Genomic DNA, 13486 nt, shown 5'->3' with positions numbered 1-13486 from the left:
GGCGTAGCGTCCCCCTGTAGGTGATGACCGGCTTGCCTGTCATGCCCGTACAGCCGGTGCAGTGCGGTCCCTCCGGACCGCGGCGGGCTCGTCCCGGGCAGGGCCCGGGGAGCCTTCCGAGCGAGGACGAGCGGATGAACCGGATGCTCGGCGGGGCCGCGCGGCGCCCGCGGCTGCGCTTCGACGGCTGGATCGCCGGCCTGGGCACCTCCTCGGGCACGCGGATCGTGCTCGGACACTGGCAGCGCTCACCGTTCGGGGCGTTCAGCGACGTGATGCTGGAACGGGCCGACGGGGAGAGGCTGCTGCTGGCCCCCACGCAGGAGACGGCCGACTTCATCAGCAGCACCTACCTCTTCGACTCGGTGCGTGTCGTCCCGGTCGACGTGCGTGTCACGGACGGCACCTGGACCGTCACCGCGGGGCCGCTCGACCTGCGCTTCACCACCGGCTGGCGACGGTTTCTGGGCCTCGTGCTGCGCGCCGTTCCCGGCGTGCTCGCCCGCCGTCCGGTGTGGAGCACGCTGATCGACCGGCCCGCCCGCCTGCTGCTGCCGGGCGTGCGGACCCGCGGCAGTGCCGGTGGGGGCCGCCGCGAGTGGTACGGCGCCCGGGACCTGCTGCCGATCCGTGCGGTCTCGGCTGCCTTCGGGAGCACCGACCTCGGAACGATGGCACCGGTCGAACCGCCCGTGCGCTTCGGGTTCGGTTCGACGCCGCCGGACCCCGCCCTCACCCGGGTCACGACGACGGTGGCCCTCCCTCCGGGGTGACGACACCCGGCGCGAGGCCCCGGCCGCCTCCGCGAAGAGGGCCCCCTGAACAGGGCCGGCGGCGGGAAACCACGGGAACGGCCGCGATCGCACCGGTGTCTCCGACGCCGTGGGCGGGGCCCCCGGGGGGCAACGCCCCGATCAACTGGTCAGGGCATCCTCGACGGTGGGGTGGCAGGGAATGAACACGTCGATGCCGACGAACGCCATGACGCACCGGACGAGCTCCCGCCCGCCCACCAGACGCAGCCGGCCCCCGGCCTGGTGGGTGGCGATGAGTACGTCGACACCGCTGGGGTCCATGAACGTCGCTCCGCCGAAGTCGGCCACGGTCCGCGGGCTTCCCTCCGGCGGGAGCAGCGCCTCTTGCGGACCGTCGCGGTGGTGGTGATCGATCTCGCCGCGCAGGACCACGACCCGGGTGCCGTCGACGTTCTCGTAACCGATCGACAGGCCGGGTCGTGCCGCACAAGCGTCCGACACGGTTTCCTCGTCCGCGCTCGTTGACAAGGATCCTCGCTCCCGGCACACCATCCGCGTATCCCCTACTCCCCCGGCCCTGCGATCGGGTGCCCGCGAGATCGTTCTCACGGGACCACGTGCGCGGGTGAGGCACCGGGTGGGGCAACGGTTCCCCCAGCCACGCATCCGCGTCACGCGGAGACTTCTCCGCAATCCCCCGGAAGCCGTACCCACACCCACAGGAGTGATCGAACACAGCATCACGGTGTGCGCCCCTCCGCTCCATCAGGGCTGGGCCGGTCAATCGACATCACGTTCCAGACGTCGCCCCCGCGGACCCGTGACGGCGACAGGAATTCCCCAGTTGGCCGATCACCTGTCCGCATCACGCCCCGAGGAGCACTCGTGCACACTTCGCACCGCCCTGCGCTCGTTCATCCTGTGTTCGAACCCGTCACCGCCTCCTCGGGCAGCACCGTGCGCCACGCCGACGGCCGCATCGGATCCCTTGCCCGCGGCGCATCACCGCCGGAAAGGTGCTCCGGACAGCACGACGGGCGGGCCGACCGTCCTCGACCCCGCACCGTCCCTCTGTGCCGTTTCCTTGAGTTCACCGTTTCCGGGAAGGACGTACCCCCTCGTGTTCACGACGCAGGACGCATGGAACACCGGCTACGCCAACGGCCGCCGTTATCGCCGGCTCAGCGACTCCGAGCGGTCGCTGCTCGCCGCACACGTTCCCGCCCCGGTCGGCGGCAGGGCCCTCGACGTCGGGTGCGGGGTCGGCGAACTCGCCGCCCACCTGTCCTCGCTCGGCTACCGCGTCGATGCCGTCGACTGGTCCGACAACGCCCTCGCCGAGGCGACCGCCCGGTACGGACAGGCCGCCCGGTGGCTGTGCCTGGACATCGAAGGCGACGACCCGGCACCGCTGCACGCCGACGGCTACGACGTGATCACCCTCCGGTTCGTGTATCCGTTCCTGAAGAACCGCGAGCACGCCATGTCCTCGCTCAGCCGTCGGCTGCGCGCCGGCGGTGCCCTCGTGGTCGTCACGCCCCTCGCCGCAGAGACCCCGGTCGAGCGGCGCGGCATCGCGCTCGACGAGAACGAACTCGCCCGCCTGCGGGCCGGCTGGTCCGCCACCGCCCGCCACGACGTCGAGGGCCTGGCCTTCGTGGTCCTGCGCGGCTCCCACCCGGACGGCACCACGCCACGGGTCGAGGCACCGGCCGACCCCTGGGCGGGACCGGCTTCACCTTCGACGGCGGCCGACCCACCTCCGAGCAACCGCGCCGACGCCGGCTCGCCCCGGCCCCGTACGACCAAAGGGCCACCCACGGTCTCGCCGAGTGACCACGGCTGACGGGCGAGGGACCCTTCACCCACCTGGACGCCGTCGAACACGTACACCAGGGCCGAGGCCCGAACCACCTCGCGACCGAACCTCGGTCCGCACATCCGGGCGACGGCATCACGCGGTCGCCGCTCCCCTCCGCTCTCAGGAGTGCCCGTGTCCGTCGAGGACCTCAACACCGAAGCCTGGACCGTGTACGGCCGACGCCAGCTCGATCGGGGGTACGTGCCGCCCGTCCCCGAACGACTGGAGTGGACTCCGTGGGAGGGGATCGGTCCCGGTGCGGAGATCCTCGGGGACGTCACCGGCACACGCGTCCTGGACATCGGCTCCGGCGCCGGCCACCACGCCGTGCACCTGGCCCGGGTCCACGGCGCCCGGGTCACCGCGATCGAACTGTCCCCCACCCAGCACCGACGCGCCACCGGCACGCACGCCGGCACCCCCGGCGTCCGGTTCGTGCACGGCGACGTGGTCGACCACCTGCGCACCGCCGAACCCTTCGACGCCGCGTACGCCATCGGCAGCCTCGCCTTCACCGACCCGTACCGCGTCCTGCCCGCGCTGCGCGACGGTCTGCGCCCCGGCGCGCCGCTGGTCCTCTCGCTCCTCCACACCGACCTGCACGGCCGCGGTCCGTCCACGACGGTCGCGCCGCGTGAGCAGACGATCAGGCTCCGGGACGACCCGCCGCTGCCCACCCGGATGTGGGTCCTGACACCGCAGTTGTGGGAGGACCTGCTCTCCGAGCACGGCTTCCGCATCGAGGCCGTCGATCTCCTGCGCCCCCGCGACGAGAGCAACCCCGTCGTGCAGCAGCTCATCCGCGCCCGCCGCCTCCCGGACCGTTCCGCACGCGTCTCCAGTCGGCCCCGCACCACGCGACCACCCGCGCCGCACGCGGCCATCGGGGTCGGCGCCATTGTCCTCGGCGACCGGGGTGTGCTCCTCGGCCGTCACCGTCACGGCACTCTCGAACTACCGGGAGGGACCGTGGAGGCCGGGGAGTCCCTCGAAGCGACCGTGGTCCGTGAACTCGCCGAGGAGACCGGTCTGATCGCCCGGCCCGACGACGTCACGCTCCTGGGCACACTCGTCGATCACGTCGGTGACGTCGTCCGGGTCACCGTCGGCGCCCTCGTGGGCGCCTGGCAGGGCCGGCCGGCCACGCGGCCGGACGAGAGCGTCGGCGACTGGGCCTGGTACCCCCTGGACCGACTGCCCGACGGCCTGTTCGTGTGCAGCGCCCAGATCCTCACCGCCTGGCGCCCCGACCTGCCCGTCGACCACCCCCCTGCGCACTTCACGCCCTACGCCCACCGCACGGCACGCGGGGCGACCGGGGCCGTGGCCGCCCCGGAGGAGGCCCCGGCCTGACGCGTGCCCCCGTCCGGTCCGAGTCGGCTCCGGGCCGCCTGCCTGCCCCGAACGGACGACACACCGTGCGCCTCCGGCCGGGCTGCCGAAAGCTGAGGCCATGCCCTCCATACGAGCGACATCCGCTGCTGCCCTGCTGTCCGCCGCCGCCCTGCTCTCCTGCTCCCTGACGGCCTGTACGCCGGTGGCGCAGGACGGCAGCCAGGGCGGTGGCGGCGGCACGGCGACCACCGGACCGGACGAAGGCCGCTTCTGGAAGCAGTCCCTGGACTGGAAGGACTGCCCCGCCCCCTCACTCCTCCAGGGCGGTGGCGAAGCCCCCGCCCTCCTGTCGGACGGCACCCGGTGGCAGTGCGCCACCCTGCAGGCGCCGCTGGACTGGAAGAAGCCCTCCGGGGAGTCGATGGGCATCGAGCTGATCCGGGCCCGCTCCAGCGGCGACGCGAAGGACCGGATCGGTTCGCTGCTCTTCAACTTCGGCGGCCCCGGGGGCTCCGGGGTCACCCTCCTGCCCGCTCTGGCCTCCGACTACGAGAAGCTCCGCTCCCGGTACGACCTGGTCAGCTTCGACCCGCGCGGCGTCGGCAACAGCCGGGGCGTGCGCTGCCTGGACGCCGGCTCCGGCGACGAGGACCGGGTGGACGCCACCCCCGACGACGGCACCGACGAGATCGACGCGCTGGTCGCCTTCCACCGGGAGACGGTCGCGGCGTGCGAGAAGAACTCCGGCGACGTACTCCCGCACGTCGGCACCACCGAGACCGCCCGGGACATGGACCTGATGCGGCACGTCCTGGGCGACGAGAAGCTCCACTACTTCGGGATCTCCTACGGCACTTCACTCGGTGGCGTGTACGCCCACCTGTTCCCCGAGAACGTCGGCCGGGCCGTCCTGGACGCCGTCGTCGACCCCACCCTGGACGCGATGGAGAAAGCCCTCGGGCAGGCCGGCGGCTTCCAGCTCGCCTTCGAGCACTTCGCCGCGTGGTGCGTCGAGAGGGGCTGCGCGCTCGGTGACGACGTCGCGGAGATCGTGGAGACCGCCGTGGAGCTCGAGGCCGACCTGGACGACGCTCCGCTCCCCACTTCGGACGGAAGTGAGCTCGACGGCGACGCGTTCCTCGCCGCCATCGTCGGCGCGCTCTACAAACAGGACTACTGGCCCGCCCTCCTCGTGGGCCTGGAGGCGGCCGCCAACGACAACGGCGACATCATGCTGGACCTGGCGAAGGCGCTGAGTCAGCACCGCTTTGACGACGCGAGCAACAGGAACGACGCCTTCAGGGCCATCACCTGCGACGACTCCAGCGACCGCTACACCGTGGCGGACGTGGAGGAAAGAATGGCCGAGTTCGTCAAGACGTCGCCCCTGTTCGGGCCCCTCCTGGCGTGGGGCTTGCTCGCCTGCGACGGCTGGCCGGTGACGGGAGAGGCCGAGCACCCCGAGGTGAGCGCGCCGGGCGCGCCGCCGATCCTGCTGGTCGGCAACACCGGCGACCCCGCCACCCCCTACGAGGGCGCCGCCCGCATGGCGGAGCGGCTCGGCAAGGGCGTGGGCTTCGAGCTCACCTACGAGGGTGAGGGCCACGGTGCCTACAACAGCGGGAACGCGTGCGTGCGGAACGCCGTCGACGCGTATCTGCTCGGCGGGAAGCTCCCGAAGAGCGGCGCGGTGTGCGAGGCGGAGCCGCTGCCGGAAGGCAAGTAGGAGACGGGCGCCGCTGTCCGTGGGGGCCGGCCGCCGGCCGGCCGAGGGGCGGCGCCGAGGGCGCCGGGTGGGGGCCCCGGTCGCGAGCGTCGCCCCGGCCGGGAAGGGCGGGCGACTCCGGACCGGAACACCCCACCGCACCGGACTGCTGCCGCCCGGACGAGGAACCGGGCGGCAGCGTGGGGTGCGGCCGGTCGGGCCGCGGCGGCCTCCGGGGCGCAGCGCTCGGCGTCGTCGAGCCACTCGATCGGCGAGGTGCGGGCGCGGGCGATGCGTGAGCGCACCGTGCCGACGGGGCAGTCGCTGACGCGGCCGGGACGCCGGGGGCGGGGAGCGCGGGGTCGACGGTCCGACGCCGCCGTTTCCGGGGGGAGCGGGCTCAGCGGCGCAGGGCGGTCTCCCGCCGCATGTACGACAGCTTCTCGGGGTTGCGCACGGCGTAGAGCCCGGTGACGAGGCCGTCGTCGATGCGCACGGCCACGACGGTGTCGATCACGCCGTCGAGCCGGAGGACCAGCGCCGGGTGGCCGTTGACCTCCGCCGTCCGCAGCGACGCCTCGCCCGCGACCCTGTCCAGCCCGGTGGCCAGCAGGCGGGCCACCTTGCCGACCCCCACGACGGGCCGCGGCACGGCCTTCCTGACTCCGCCGCCGTCGCCCAGGAGGACGACGTCCGGCGCGAGGATGTCGAGCAGGCCCTGCAGATCGCCCGTTTCGACCGCCCGCCGGAACGCGTCGAACGCGTCCCGGGTCTGGTCCGGGGAGACGGTCCCGCGCGGCCGGCGTGCCGCGACGTGTGCCCGTGCCCGGTGCGCGATCTGACGGACCGCGGCCTGGTTCCTGTCGACGGCTTCGGCGATCTCGCCGTACTCGAGGTCGAACACCTCGCGCAGCACGAACACCGCCCGCTCGACCGGCGTGAGCGTCTCCAGCACCAGCAGCATCGCCATCGAGACGCTGTCGGCCAGCTCGACGTCCTCGGCCACGTCGGGCGTGGTGAGCAGCGGCTCGGGCAGCCAGGAGCCGACGTAGGATTCCTTGCGGCGGCCGAGCACGCGCAGCCGGCTCAGTGCCTGGCGGGTGGTGATCCGGACCAGGTACGCGCGCCGGTCGCGCACCGTGCCGAGATCCACGCCCGCCCACCGCAGCCAGGTCTCCTGCAGGACGTCCTCCGCGTCGGCGGCCGAGCCGAGCATCTCGTAGGCGACGGTGAACAGCAGGTTGCGATGGGCGACGAACGCCTCGGTGGCGAAGTCCGTGCGTCCACCGTCGGGTTCCGGGCGCCCGCCGCCTGGTTCCGTGTGCCCACCGCCGGGGTCCGTGTGCCCACCGCCGGGGCCCGGGCGTCCGCGGTCGGGGAGCCGCCCGGCCGTGTTCTGTGTGCGCTCGCTGTACTCGCTCTTCACCGACTGCTCCTGCCTGTCCGCTCGTGACGGGGCCACACGCACGGGACGCCGGTCCCCGCGGCTCTGTGACATCCATGAGCGGTGGCGCACGTCACACCGGCCTCGCCGTCACAAGGAGCGGACCGTCGGCGTCTCGTGTTCGTTCATTGCCGCACCACGCATGAGGAGGACGTCGTGGACGCCCGATTCAACCTGTTCGACAACGAGGTCGCCGCCAGGTTCGCCAAGCGGTTCGCCGGCGCCGGCCTGGTGGTCCACCAGTCGTCGCTGCCGAGGTCCACCCAGGAACTGGTGTCGCTGCGCGCCAGCCAGATCAACGGCTGCGGCCACTGCATCGACATGCACACCAAGGAGGCCGCGGCGGCCGGTGAGACCGCGGTCCGGCTCCACCTGGTCGCCGCCTGGCGCGAGTCCACCGTGTTCACCGAGGCCGAGCGGGCCGCGCTGGCGCTCGCCGAGGAGGGCACCCGGCTCGCCGACGCCCACCCCGGCGTGTCCGACGAGACCTGGGCCCAGGTGCGCAAGCACTACGACGACGACCAGACCGCCGCCCTGGTCGCCCTGGTCGCCCTGATCAACGCGGCCAACCGGCTCGCCGTGATCGTGCACCAGCGGGGAGGCTCCTACGAACCCGGCATGTTCGCCGCCGCGTTCGGCTGAACGGCGGCGGACACGTCCGGCCCCGGACCGTCCGGTCCGGGGCCGGGCCCACGGGTGCGGCCGGTGCCGCCGGAGCACAGGTCCGTCAGTGGTCGGTGCCGCCGGAGCACAGGACGGCGCCGAGCACTCGGTCGCCCCGGGTGCCGTGGCCGGGGAAGGTGACGCGGTCGCCGGGGTGGACGACGCGGCACGGGACCTCACGGCCGTCGCTGTAGGCGACGGTCAGCGTGTACGTGCTGGAGCAGGTGTTGGTGACGAACGCGTAGCGCCAGTCGGCGCCGACCTCCACGCAGGCGGGGGCGCCGGTCTGCGCCCGCTCGGCTTCGGACGGCGTCGCGTGTGCTGCCGCGCTGCCCGTCAGTACCGGCAGCAGTGCTGCCGCCGTCATGATGAATGGACGCATTACCTGGCGCATGGGACTGCTCCCCTTCAACTCATGAACCGATGGGCTTCAGGCTAGAGCGGCCCATCGGCGGCCGGATGAGGTTTGCGCCACCTTTCCGCAATTTTCAGTAAGGTATTTCAACAATCTTTGAACACCGGGCGCCGTATGAATCCGCAGATGCGGCGCTCGGCGGCGTTGACGCGGTGGGCGGCCGACCCGCGGGGCACGCCGTCGGCGGAGCCCGCGGATCGACCGGAAAAAGGTGCTGCCGCAGGTGAAGAAATCGATGCGTGCCACGACGAGGCCGGCCCCGCACGCTCGGCGCCCGAGCCGAACTCCCCTCGGACACCACGGCCGTGACGTCCTCGCCGCCGGACGGTGCCGCCCGCGCGATGCCCGGCAACCATGACGGCCGCGGCGGCTCCCGCCGCGAGGGCGGGCACGGCGGCCGCGGTCCTTCCGGTCGCGGTTCCTGCGATCCGCGACTCCGCGACGCGGAAGCGCGGACGAGGGGCCCCGCCGCGGCAACGCATGCGGCAACGCATGCGGCGCCTGGGACGCGGACGGCGGCGTTAGGGATCGGAGGGCAGGGGTACCGAGGACGCACGTGCGTCGGGCTTCGCCGCCGTTCCCTGGGAGGTAGCCGTGGTCGCTTCGGTGGACCGGATCGCCCTGCCGTGGGGCAGCCGCACCCCGTACGGCCGACACGGGTCGTGGCCGGAGCGGCAGGACATCTGCCTGCGGGAGGGCGTCGACCCGGACACGGTGCAGCGGTGGGTCCAGGCCGCGTCGATCCTGCACTCCGACGGGGACGCGATGGACATCGCGGTCGTGGACGGACGCATGGCCGGGGTGCGCGGCCGGACGCAGGACCGCGTCAACCGCGGCCGGCTGGGGCCGAAGGACCTCTTCGGATGGCAGGCGAACGCCTCGCCGGACCGGCTCACGAGGCCGCTGGTGCGCCGGGACGGGCAGCTGGTGGAGTGCGACTGGGCGACCGCGATGGACCGGATCGCGACCCGTTCCCGGGAGCTGCTGCACGAACGCGGTCCGGGGTCGATCGGCTTCTACACCTCCGGGCAGCTGTTCCTGGAGGAGTACTACACGCTGGCGGTGCTGGCCCGGGCCGGGATCGGCACCAACCACCTCGACGGCAACACCCGCCTGTGCACGGCCACCGCCGCCGAGGCGCTGAAGGAGTCCTTCGGGTGCGACGGGCAGCCGGGCACCTACGACGACATCGACCACGCCGACGTGATCGCCCTGTTCGGGCACAACCTCGCCGAGACCCAGCCCGTGCAGTGGATGCGCGTCCTGGACCGGCTGGAGGGCGGCGACCCGCCCCGCCTGCTGTGCGTCGACCCGCGTCCCACGCGGCCGGCCCGCGCGGCCACCGTGCACCTGGCTCCCCGCCTCGGGACGAACGTGGCGCTGTTCAACGCCCTGCTGCACGAGATCATCCGCACCGACCGCGTCGACCACGACTACGTCGAGGCCCACACCGTCGGATTCGAGGAACTGGCGTCCCGGGTGGAGGACTGCACCCCCGAGTGGGCGGCCCGGATCTGCGACGTACCGGCCGCCCGCATCGGCGAGGCCGCCGAACTCCTCGGCACGGCCGACCGGCTGCTGTCCACGGTGCTGCAGGGCGTCTACCAGTCCCACCAGGCCACCGCCGCCGCCGTGCAGATCAACAACCTGCATCTGATCCGCGGCATGCTCGGGCGGCCCGGCGCCGGGGTCCTCCAGATGAACGGGCAGCCCACCGCCCAGAACACCCGTGAGTGCGGCGCCAACGGCGACCTGCCGGGTTTCCGCAACTGGCAGAACGACGACCACGTGGCCGACCTGGCGCGGGTGTGGAACGTCGACCCGGAGACCATCCCCCACTACGCCCCGCCCACCCACGCGATGCAGATGTTCCGCTACGCCGAGCAGGGCTCGATCCGCATGCTGTGGATCAGCGGCAGCAATCCGGCGGTCTCGCTGCCCGAGCTGTCCCGGATCCGCTCGGTCCTGGCCCAGGACCGCCTGTTCGTGGTCGTGCAGGACCTCTTCCTCACCGAGACCGCCCAGTTGGCGGACGTGGTGCTGCCCGCGGCGACGTGGGGCGAGAAGACCGGCACGTTCACCAACGCCGACCGCACCGTGCACCTGTCCGACAAGGCGGTCGATCCGCCCGGCGAGGCCAGGCCGGACCTGGACATCTTCCTCGACTACGCCGCTCGCATGGACTTCCGCGACAAGGACGGCGGCCCGCTGATCACCTGGCACGACCCGGAGTCCGCGTTCGAGGCGTGGAAACGCTGCAGTGCCGGCCGCCCGTGCGACTACACCGGTCTCAGCCACGACAAGCTGCGCGGAGGCAGCGGCATCCAGTGGCCGTGCAACGAGCGGGCCCCGGAGGGGACGGACCGCCTCTACACCGACGGGATCAGCTGGGCCCACCCCGACGTCTGCGAGACCTACGGCAAGGACCTGGTGACCGGCGCGGCGGACGACGTCGTCGAGTACCGCTCGCTCAACCCCGACGGCAAGGCCATGCTCAAGGCCGCCGCCTACCTGCCGCCCCACGAGGCGCCCGACGAGGAGTACCCGTTCCAGCTGACCACCGGCCGGACGCTCTACCACTTCCACACGCGGACGAAGACGGGCCGTGCCCCCCAACTGAACGAAGCCGCCCCCGACGTGTGGGTGGAGGCCGCCCCCTCCGACGCGTCCGCGCTCGGACTCGACGAGGGCGACCTGGTGGAAGTGGCCACGCCGCGCGGCGCCCTGCGGGGACGGCTCCGGGTGACGGACATCCGGCCGGGGCTGCTGTTCGTCCCCTTCCACTACGGCTACTGGGACACCGGGGGCGGTCACGCCCCGGACGGCGGCACACCGGGACGCGCCGCGAACGAGACCACCGTCACCGACTGGGACCCGGCCTCCAAGCAGCCGCTGTACAAGACCGCCGCGGCGGCCCTGCGGCGCGTCGAACGCGGTGACGGCCGCCCCGCCCCCGCACCGACGACCACCGCGTCCGCCCCGTCCCGCGCCGGCACCGTCCCGGACACGGTCGGCGGCCCCTCCGCCCTCGTCACCGAGTCCGTCGGCGCTCCCCCGGACCGCCGGAAGGAGCAGTCGGAATGAACGGCGTCACCCTCGTCCTGCGCGCGCTCCACCACGGCGAGAAGCACCTGGCCGGGGAGCTGACGGCGGTGGCGGAACGCCACCGCACGGAACACGAGGTCCACCACGTCGCCACCGACCTCGCCCGGTGGTCCCGCACCCATGTCCGGCGCCTGGCCGACACCGGCCGCGACCACGGCGTGCACCTCGGCGCCCCCTCCGGGGACGACTCCGCGGGGCTGCTGTCGACGCTCCGGGAGAAGACGGCCGAGGCGACCGTCCACCGGCCCGAAACGGGCCTCCTCCTGCTGCGCGACCTGCGCAAGCTGCACCTCGACGCGGCGGGCAACTCCCTGTACTGGGAGATGCTCGCCCAGGCCGCCCAGGCCACCCGCGACACCGGTCTGCTCGCCCTGGCCTCCGAGTGCCACCCGGAGACCCTGCGCCAGATGCGCTGGACCAACACCATGATCAAGAACCTGTCTCCCCAGGTCCTGGCGTCCCTGCAGTGAGTGCGCCGGGCGATCCGGCGCACTCCGCCCACACCGTCTTGCCGCCCGGCGGGTACGGCTCGCAGCCCCAGGCGTCGGCGAGCGAGGCCACGAGGAACAGGCCCCGCCCGGACTCGCCGTGGACATCGGCGGCCGGGGTGGGGGGCACGGGTGGGCGCTCGCCCCGCGCGTCGGTGACCTCGATCCGCAGGGCGGTGGGCGTCAGGGTGAGGGCGAGGCGCGCGGCCCTGCCCCGCACCCGGCCGTGCAGGGCCGCGTTCGCGGTCAGTTCGGCGATGAGGAGGGAGGCCGTGGCGGTGCCGGCGTCGTCGGCGGGTGCGGACTGTCCCCGTTGCGCGGCGAGCCAGCGCTCGGCGGCGTGGCGCGCGGTGTGCGCACCGTGCGCGGTGGTGGGGAACAGGGTGCGGAAGTGGGCTGTGCCGACGGCCGGTTTACCAGGTGCGGTGACGGTTTCCTGATTCACATCACCGAGGGTGACCGAGTCGCCCTACCGTGGGGAGCACTCCGGGCGGTACGCAGAGTGACTGTCCCGGCGCGGACGGTGTGGTGTACGGGCGTCCGGCCGTGCCCCGGCCGGGCTTTCGCCGGTTCGCCCTCCGCACGAGGAAACAGGGTGGTGGTACGGCATGGCAGCGCAGCCGGGTACGGGGATTCCCACGGGTGACGAGGCGGACGGAACGGACGAGGTCGCGGACCTGTTCCGGGCCCTCGGCCGGCAGATCAAGGTCGCGCGGGAGCGGGCCGGACTGAGCCAGAAGGAACTGGGCGACCGGATCGGGTACGGCGAGGAGACGATCTCCTCGGTCGAGCGGGCCCGACGGACGCCCCAGCCCGAACTGCTGGTCGCGGTGGACCGGTTGCTGGACTGCGGCGGTCTGCTGGCGTCCGCGGCGGAGGACGTGGAGCGGGCGAAGACCCGGCGGAGGGTGCGTCATCCGGAGTGGTTCCGGGATTACGCGCGGTTGGAGGCGGAGGCGGTCGAGTTGCACGACTACAGTTCGCTCGCGGTCCCCGGGCTCCTTCAAACCGAGGCTCACGCCCGTGTGGTGTTCGGTACCCGCCAACCCCTGTTGGACGAGACGACCGTCGAACAGCGGGTGGCCGCACGGTTGGACCGCCAGCAGATCTTCGACCGCTGGCCTCCGCCGTTCACGACCTTCATCCTCGAGGAATCCGTGTTGCGTCGCCCACTGGGCGGGTGGGACGTTCACCGGAAACAACTTGAAGCGCTGCTGAGGTTCGGCAGGCTACGCAGTGTGGAACTCCAGGTGCTGCCGGTGGAGCGCAAGGAACACCCCAGCCTGGGCGGGCCCTTCATCCTGCTCACCCCGAAGGGCAGGCCACAGGTGGCGTACCTGGAAGTACAGCACGTCAGCCGTCTGATTACGGATCCGGACGAGGTACGTATCCTTGCCGCACGCTACGGCAGCATCAGGGCACAGGCGCTCACACCGGGAGAGTCACTGACCCTGATCGAGAAGATGCTGGGAGACCGATGAACACTGAACAGCCCGCACGGCTGGACTGGTTCAAGAGCAGCTACAGCAGCGGTGAGGGCGGGGCGTGCGTCGAGATCGCCGCCGACGCCACCGCCATACACGTACGGGACTCCAAGGGGCGCGGTGGCCCCCGGCTCGTGTTCGCGCGGAGCGCATGGTCCGGGTTCGTCACGGGCCTGGGGCGGGACCGGAGCTGACCTGCCGCGCCACGAGGCCTTGGTGCTCGGGCCTCGT

Annotated in this window: 13 protein-coding genes; 9 read left to right on the top strand and 4 right to left on the bottom strand. The window is 72.7% G+C overall.

Annotation, left to right across the window (positions count from 1 at the left end):
* The first annotated feature begins 134 nt into the window (after positions 1-134).
* Positions 135-773, top strand: a complete 639-nt coding sequence (locus tag CP969_RS32815) for a hypothetical protein (protein WP_016823588.1) — start codon at positions 135-137, stop codon at positions 771-773.
* Between the two features lie 141 nt (positions 774-914).
* Here CP969_RS32815 and CP969_RS32810 read toward each other — a convergent pair whose 3' ends face one another.
* A complete protein-coding gene (locus tag CP969_RS32810) occupies positions 915-1256 on the bottom strand; it encodes an STAS domain-containing protein (RefSeq protein ID WP_016823589.1) in 342 nt (113 codons plus the stop codon).
* 619 nt (positions 1257-1875) lie between these two features.
* Between CP969_RS32810 and CP969_RS32805 the strand changes: the two genes are divergently transcribed.
* From CP969_RS32805 to CP969_RS32795, 3 genes are all read left to right on the top strand, one after another.
* Positions 1876-2601: a class I SAM-dependent methyltransferase gene (locus CP969_RS32805; RefSeq protein ID WP_004980002.1), complete on the top strand. Its 726-nt coding sequence runs from the start codon at positions 1876-1878 to the stop codon at positions 2599-2601.
* 147 nt (positions 2602-2748) lie between these two features.
* Positions 2749-3969: a bifunctional class I SAM-dependent methyltransferase/NUDIX hydrolase gene (locus CP969_RS34480; RefSeq protein WP_016823590.1), complete on the top strand. Its 1221-nt coding sequence runs from the start codon at positions 2749-2751 to the stop codon at positions 3967-3969.
* A 100-nt stretch (positions 3970-4069) separates the two neighbouring features.
* The gene (locus tag CP969_RS32795) at positions 4070-5677 is read left to right on the top strand and encodes an alpha/beta hydrolase (protein ID WP_026084687.1); all 1608 of its coding nucleotides are present in this window, start codon (positions 4070-4072) and stop codon (positions 5675-5677) included.
* A 379-nt stretch (positions 5678-6056) separates the two neighbouring features.
* Here the strand turns inward: CP969_RS32795 and CP969_RS32790 are convergent, their stop codons facing one another.
* Complete coding sequence (locus CP969_RS32790; RefSeq protein ID WP_016823592.1) at positions 6057-7082, bottom strand: RNA polymerase sigma-70 factor; 1026 nt, start codon at positions 7080-7082, stop codon at positions 6057-6059.
* Between the two features lie 174 nt (positions 7083-7256).
* Between CP969_RS32790 and CP969_RS32785 the strand changes: the two genes are divergently transcribed.
* A complete protein-coding gene (locus CP969_RS32785) occupies positions 7257-7742 on the top strand; it encodes a carboxymuconolactone decarboxylase family protein (protein WP_004980008.1) in 486 nt (161 codons plus the stop codon).
* An 85-nt stretch (positions 7743-7827) separates the two neighbouring features.
* Here the strand turns inward: CP969_RS32785 and CP969_RS32780 are convergent, their stop codons facing one another.
* Positions 7828-8130 (bottom strand): hypothetical protein, encoded by a 303-nt coding sequence (locus CP969_RS32780; protein ID WP_016823593.1) that lies wholly within the window; start codon positions 8128-8130, stop codon positions 7828-7830.
* A gap of 642 nt (positions 8131-8772) precedes the next feature.
* On the opposite strand from CP969_RS32780, the gene CP969_RS32775 reads away from it, so the two are divergent.
* Together CP969_RS32775 and CP969_RS32770 are read left to right on the top strand one after the other, a co-directional pair.
* Entirely contained in the window at positions 8773-11262 is a 2490-nt protein-coding gene (locus CP969_RS32775) for a molybdopterin oxidoreductase family protein (protein ID WP_016823594.1), read from the top strand.
* A complete protein-coding gene (locus tag CP969_RS32770; RefSeq protein ID WP_016823595.1) occupies positions 11259-11753 on the top strand; it encodes a hypothetical protein in 495 nt (164 codons plus the stop codon). Before CP969_RS32775 ends, CP969_RS32770 begins: the two co-directional genes overlap by 4 nt.
* Here CP969_RS32770 and CP969_RS32765 read toward each other — a convergent pair.
* Entirely contained in the window at positions 11713-12216 is a 504-nt protein-coding gene (locus CP969_RS32765) for an ATP-binding protein (protein ID WP_016823596.1), read from the bottom strand. The genes CP969_RS32770 and CP969_RS32765 overlap by 41 nt on opposite strands.
* 163 nt (positions 12217-12379) lie before the next feature.
* On the opposite strand from CP969_RS32765, the gene CP969_RS32760 reads away from it, so the two are divergent.
* On the top strand, positions 12380-13252 hold the full coding sequence (locus CP969_RS32760) for a helix-turn-helix domain-containing protein (protein ID WP_004980019.1): 873 nt from the start codon (positions 12380-12382) through the stop codon (positions 13250-13252).
* On the top strand, positions 13249-13449 hold the full coding sequence (locus CP969_RS32755; protein ID WP_004980021.1) for a DUF397 domain-containing protein: 201 nt from the start codon (positions 13249-13251) through the stop codon (positions 13447-13449). Before CP969_RS32760 ends, CP969_RS32755 begins: the two co-directional genes overlap by 4 nt.
* The last annotated feature ends 37 nt before the right edge of the window (positions 13450-13486 follow it).

The sequence above is a fragment of the Streptomyces viridosporus T7A genome (genome assembly GCF_008704515.1).
GTDB lineage: Bacteria > Actinomycetota > Actinomycetes > Streptomycetales > Streptomycetaceae > Streptomyces > Streptomyces viridosporus.
This window is presented reverse-complemented; position numbering and strand designations above follow the sequence as displayed.

Bases quoted from the DNA above. Each gene is read 5' to 3' on its own strand.
- CP969_RS32755 (WP_004980021.1), top strand. From the start codon at position 13,249: ATGAACACTGAACAGCCCGCACGGCTGGACTGGTTCAAGAGCAGCTAC.
- CP969_RS32770 (WP_016823595.1), top strand. From the start codon at position 11,259: ATGAACGGCGTCACCCTCGTCCTGCGCGCGCTCCACCACGGCGAGAAG.
- CP969_RS32760 (WP_004980019.1), top strand. From the start codon at position 12,380: ATGGCAGCGCAGCCGGGTACGGGGATTCCCACGGGTGACGAGGCGGAC.
- CP969_RS32795 (WP_026084687.1), top strand. From the start codon at position 4,070: ATGCCCTCCATACGAGCGACATCCGCTGCTGCCCTGCTGTCCGCCGCC.
- CP969_RS32780 (WP_016823593.1), bottom strand. From the start codon at position 8,130: ATGACGGCGGCAGCACTGCTGCCGGTACTGACGGGCAGCGCGGCAGCA.
- CP969_RS32815 (WP_016823588.1), top strand. From the start codon at position 135: ATGAACCGGATGCTCGGCGGGGCCGCGCGGCGCCCGCGGCTGCGCTTC.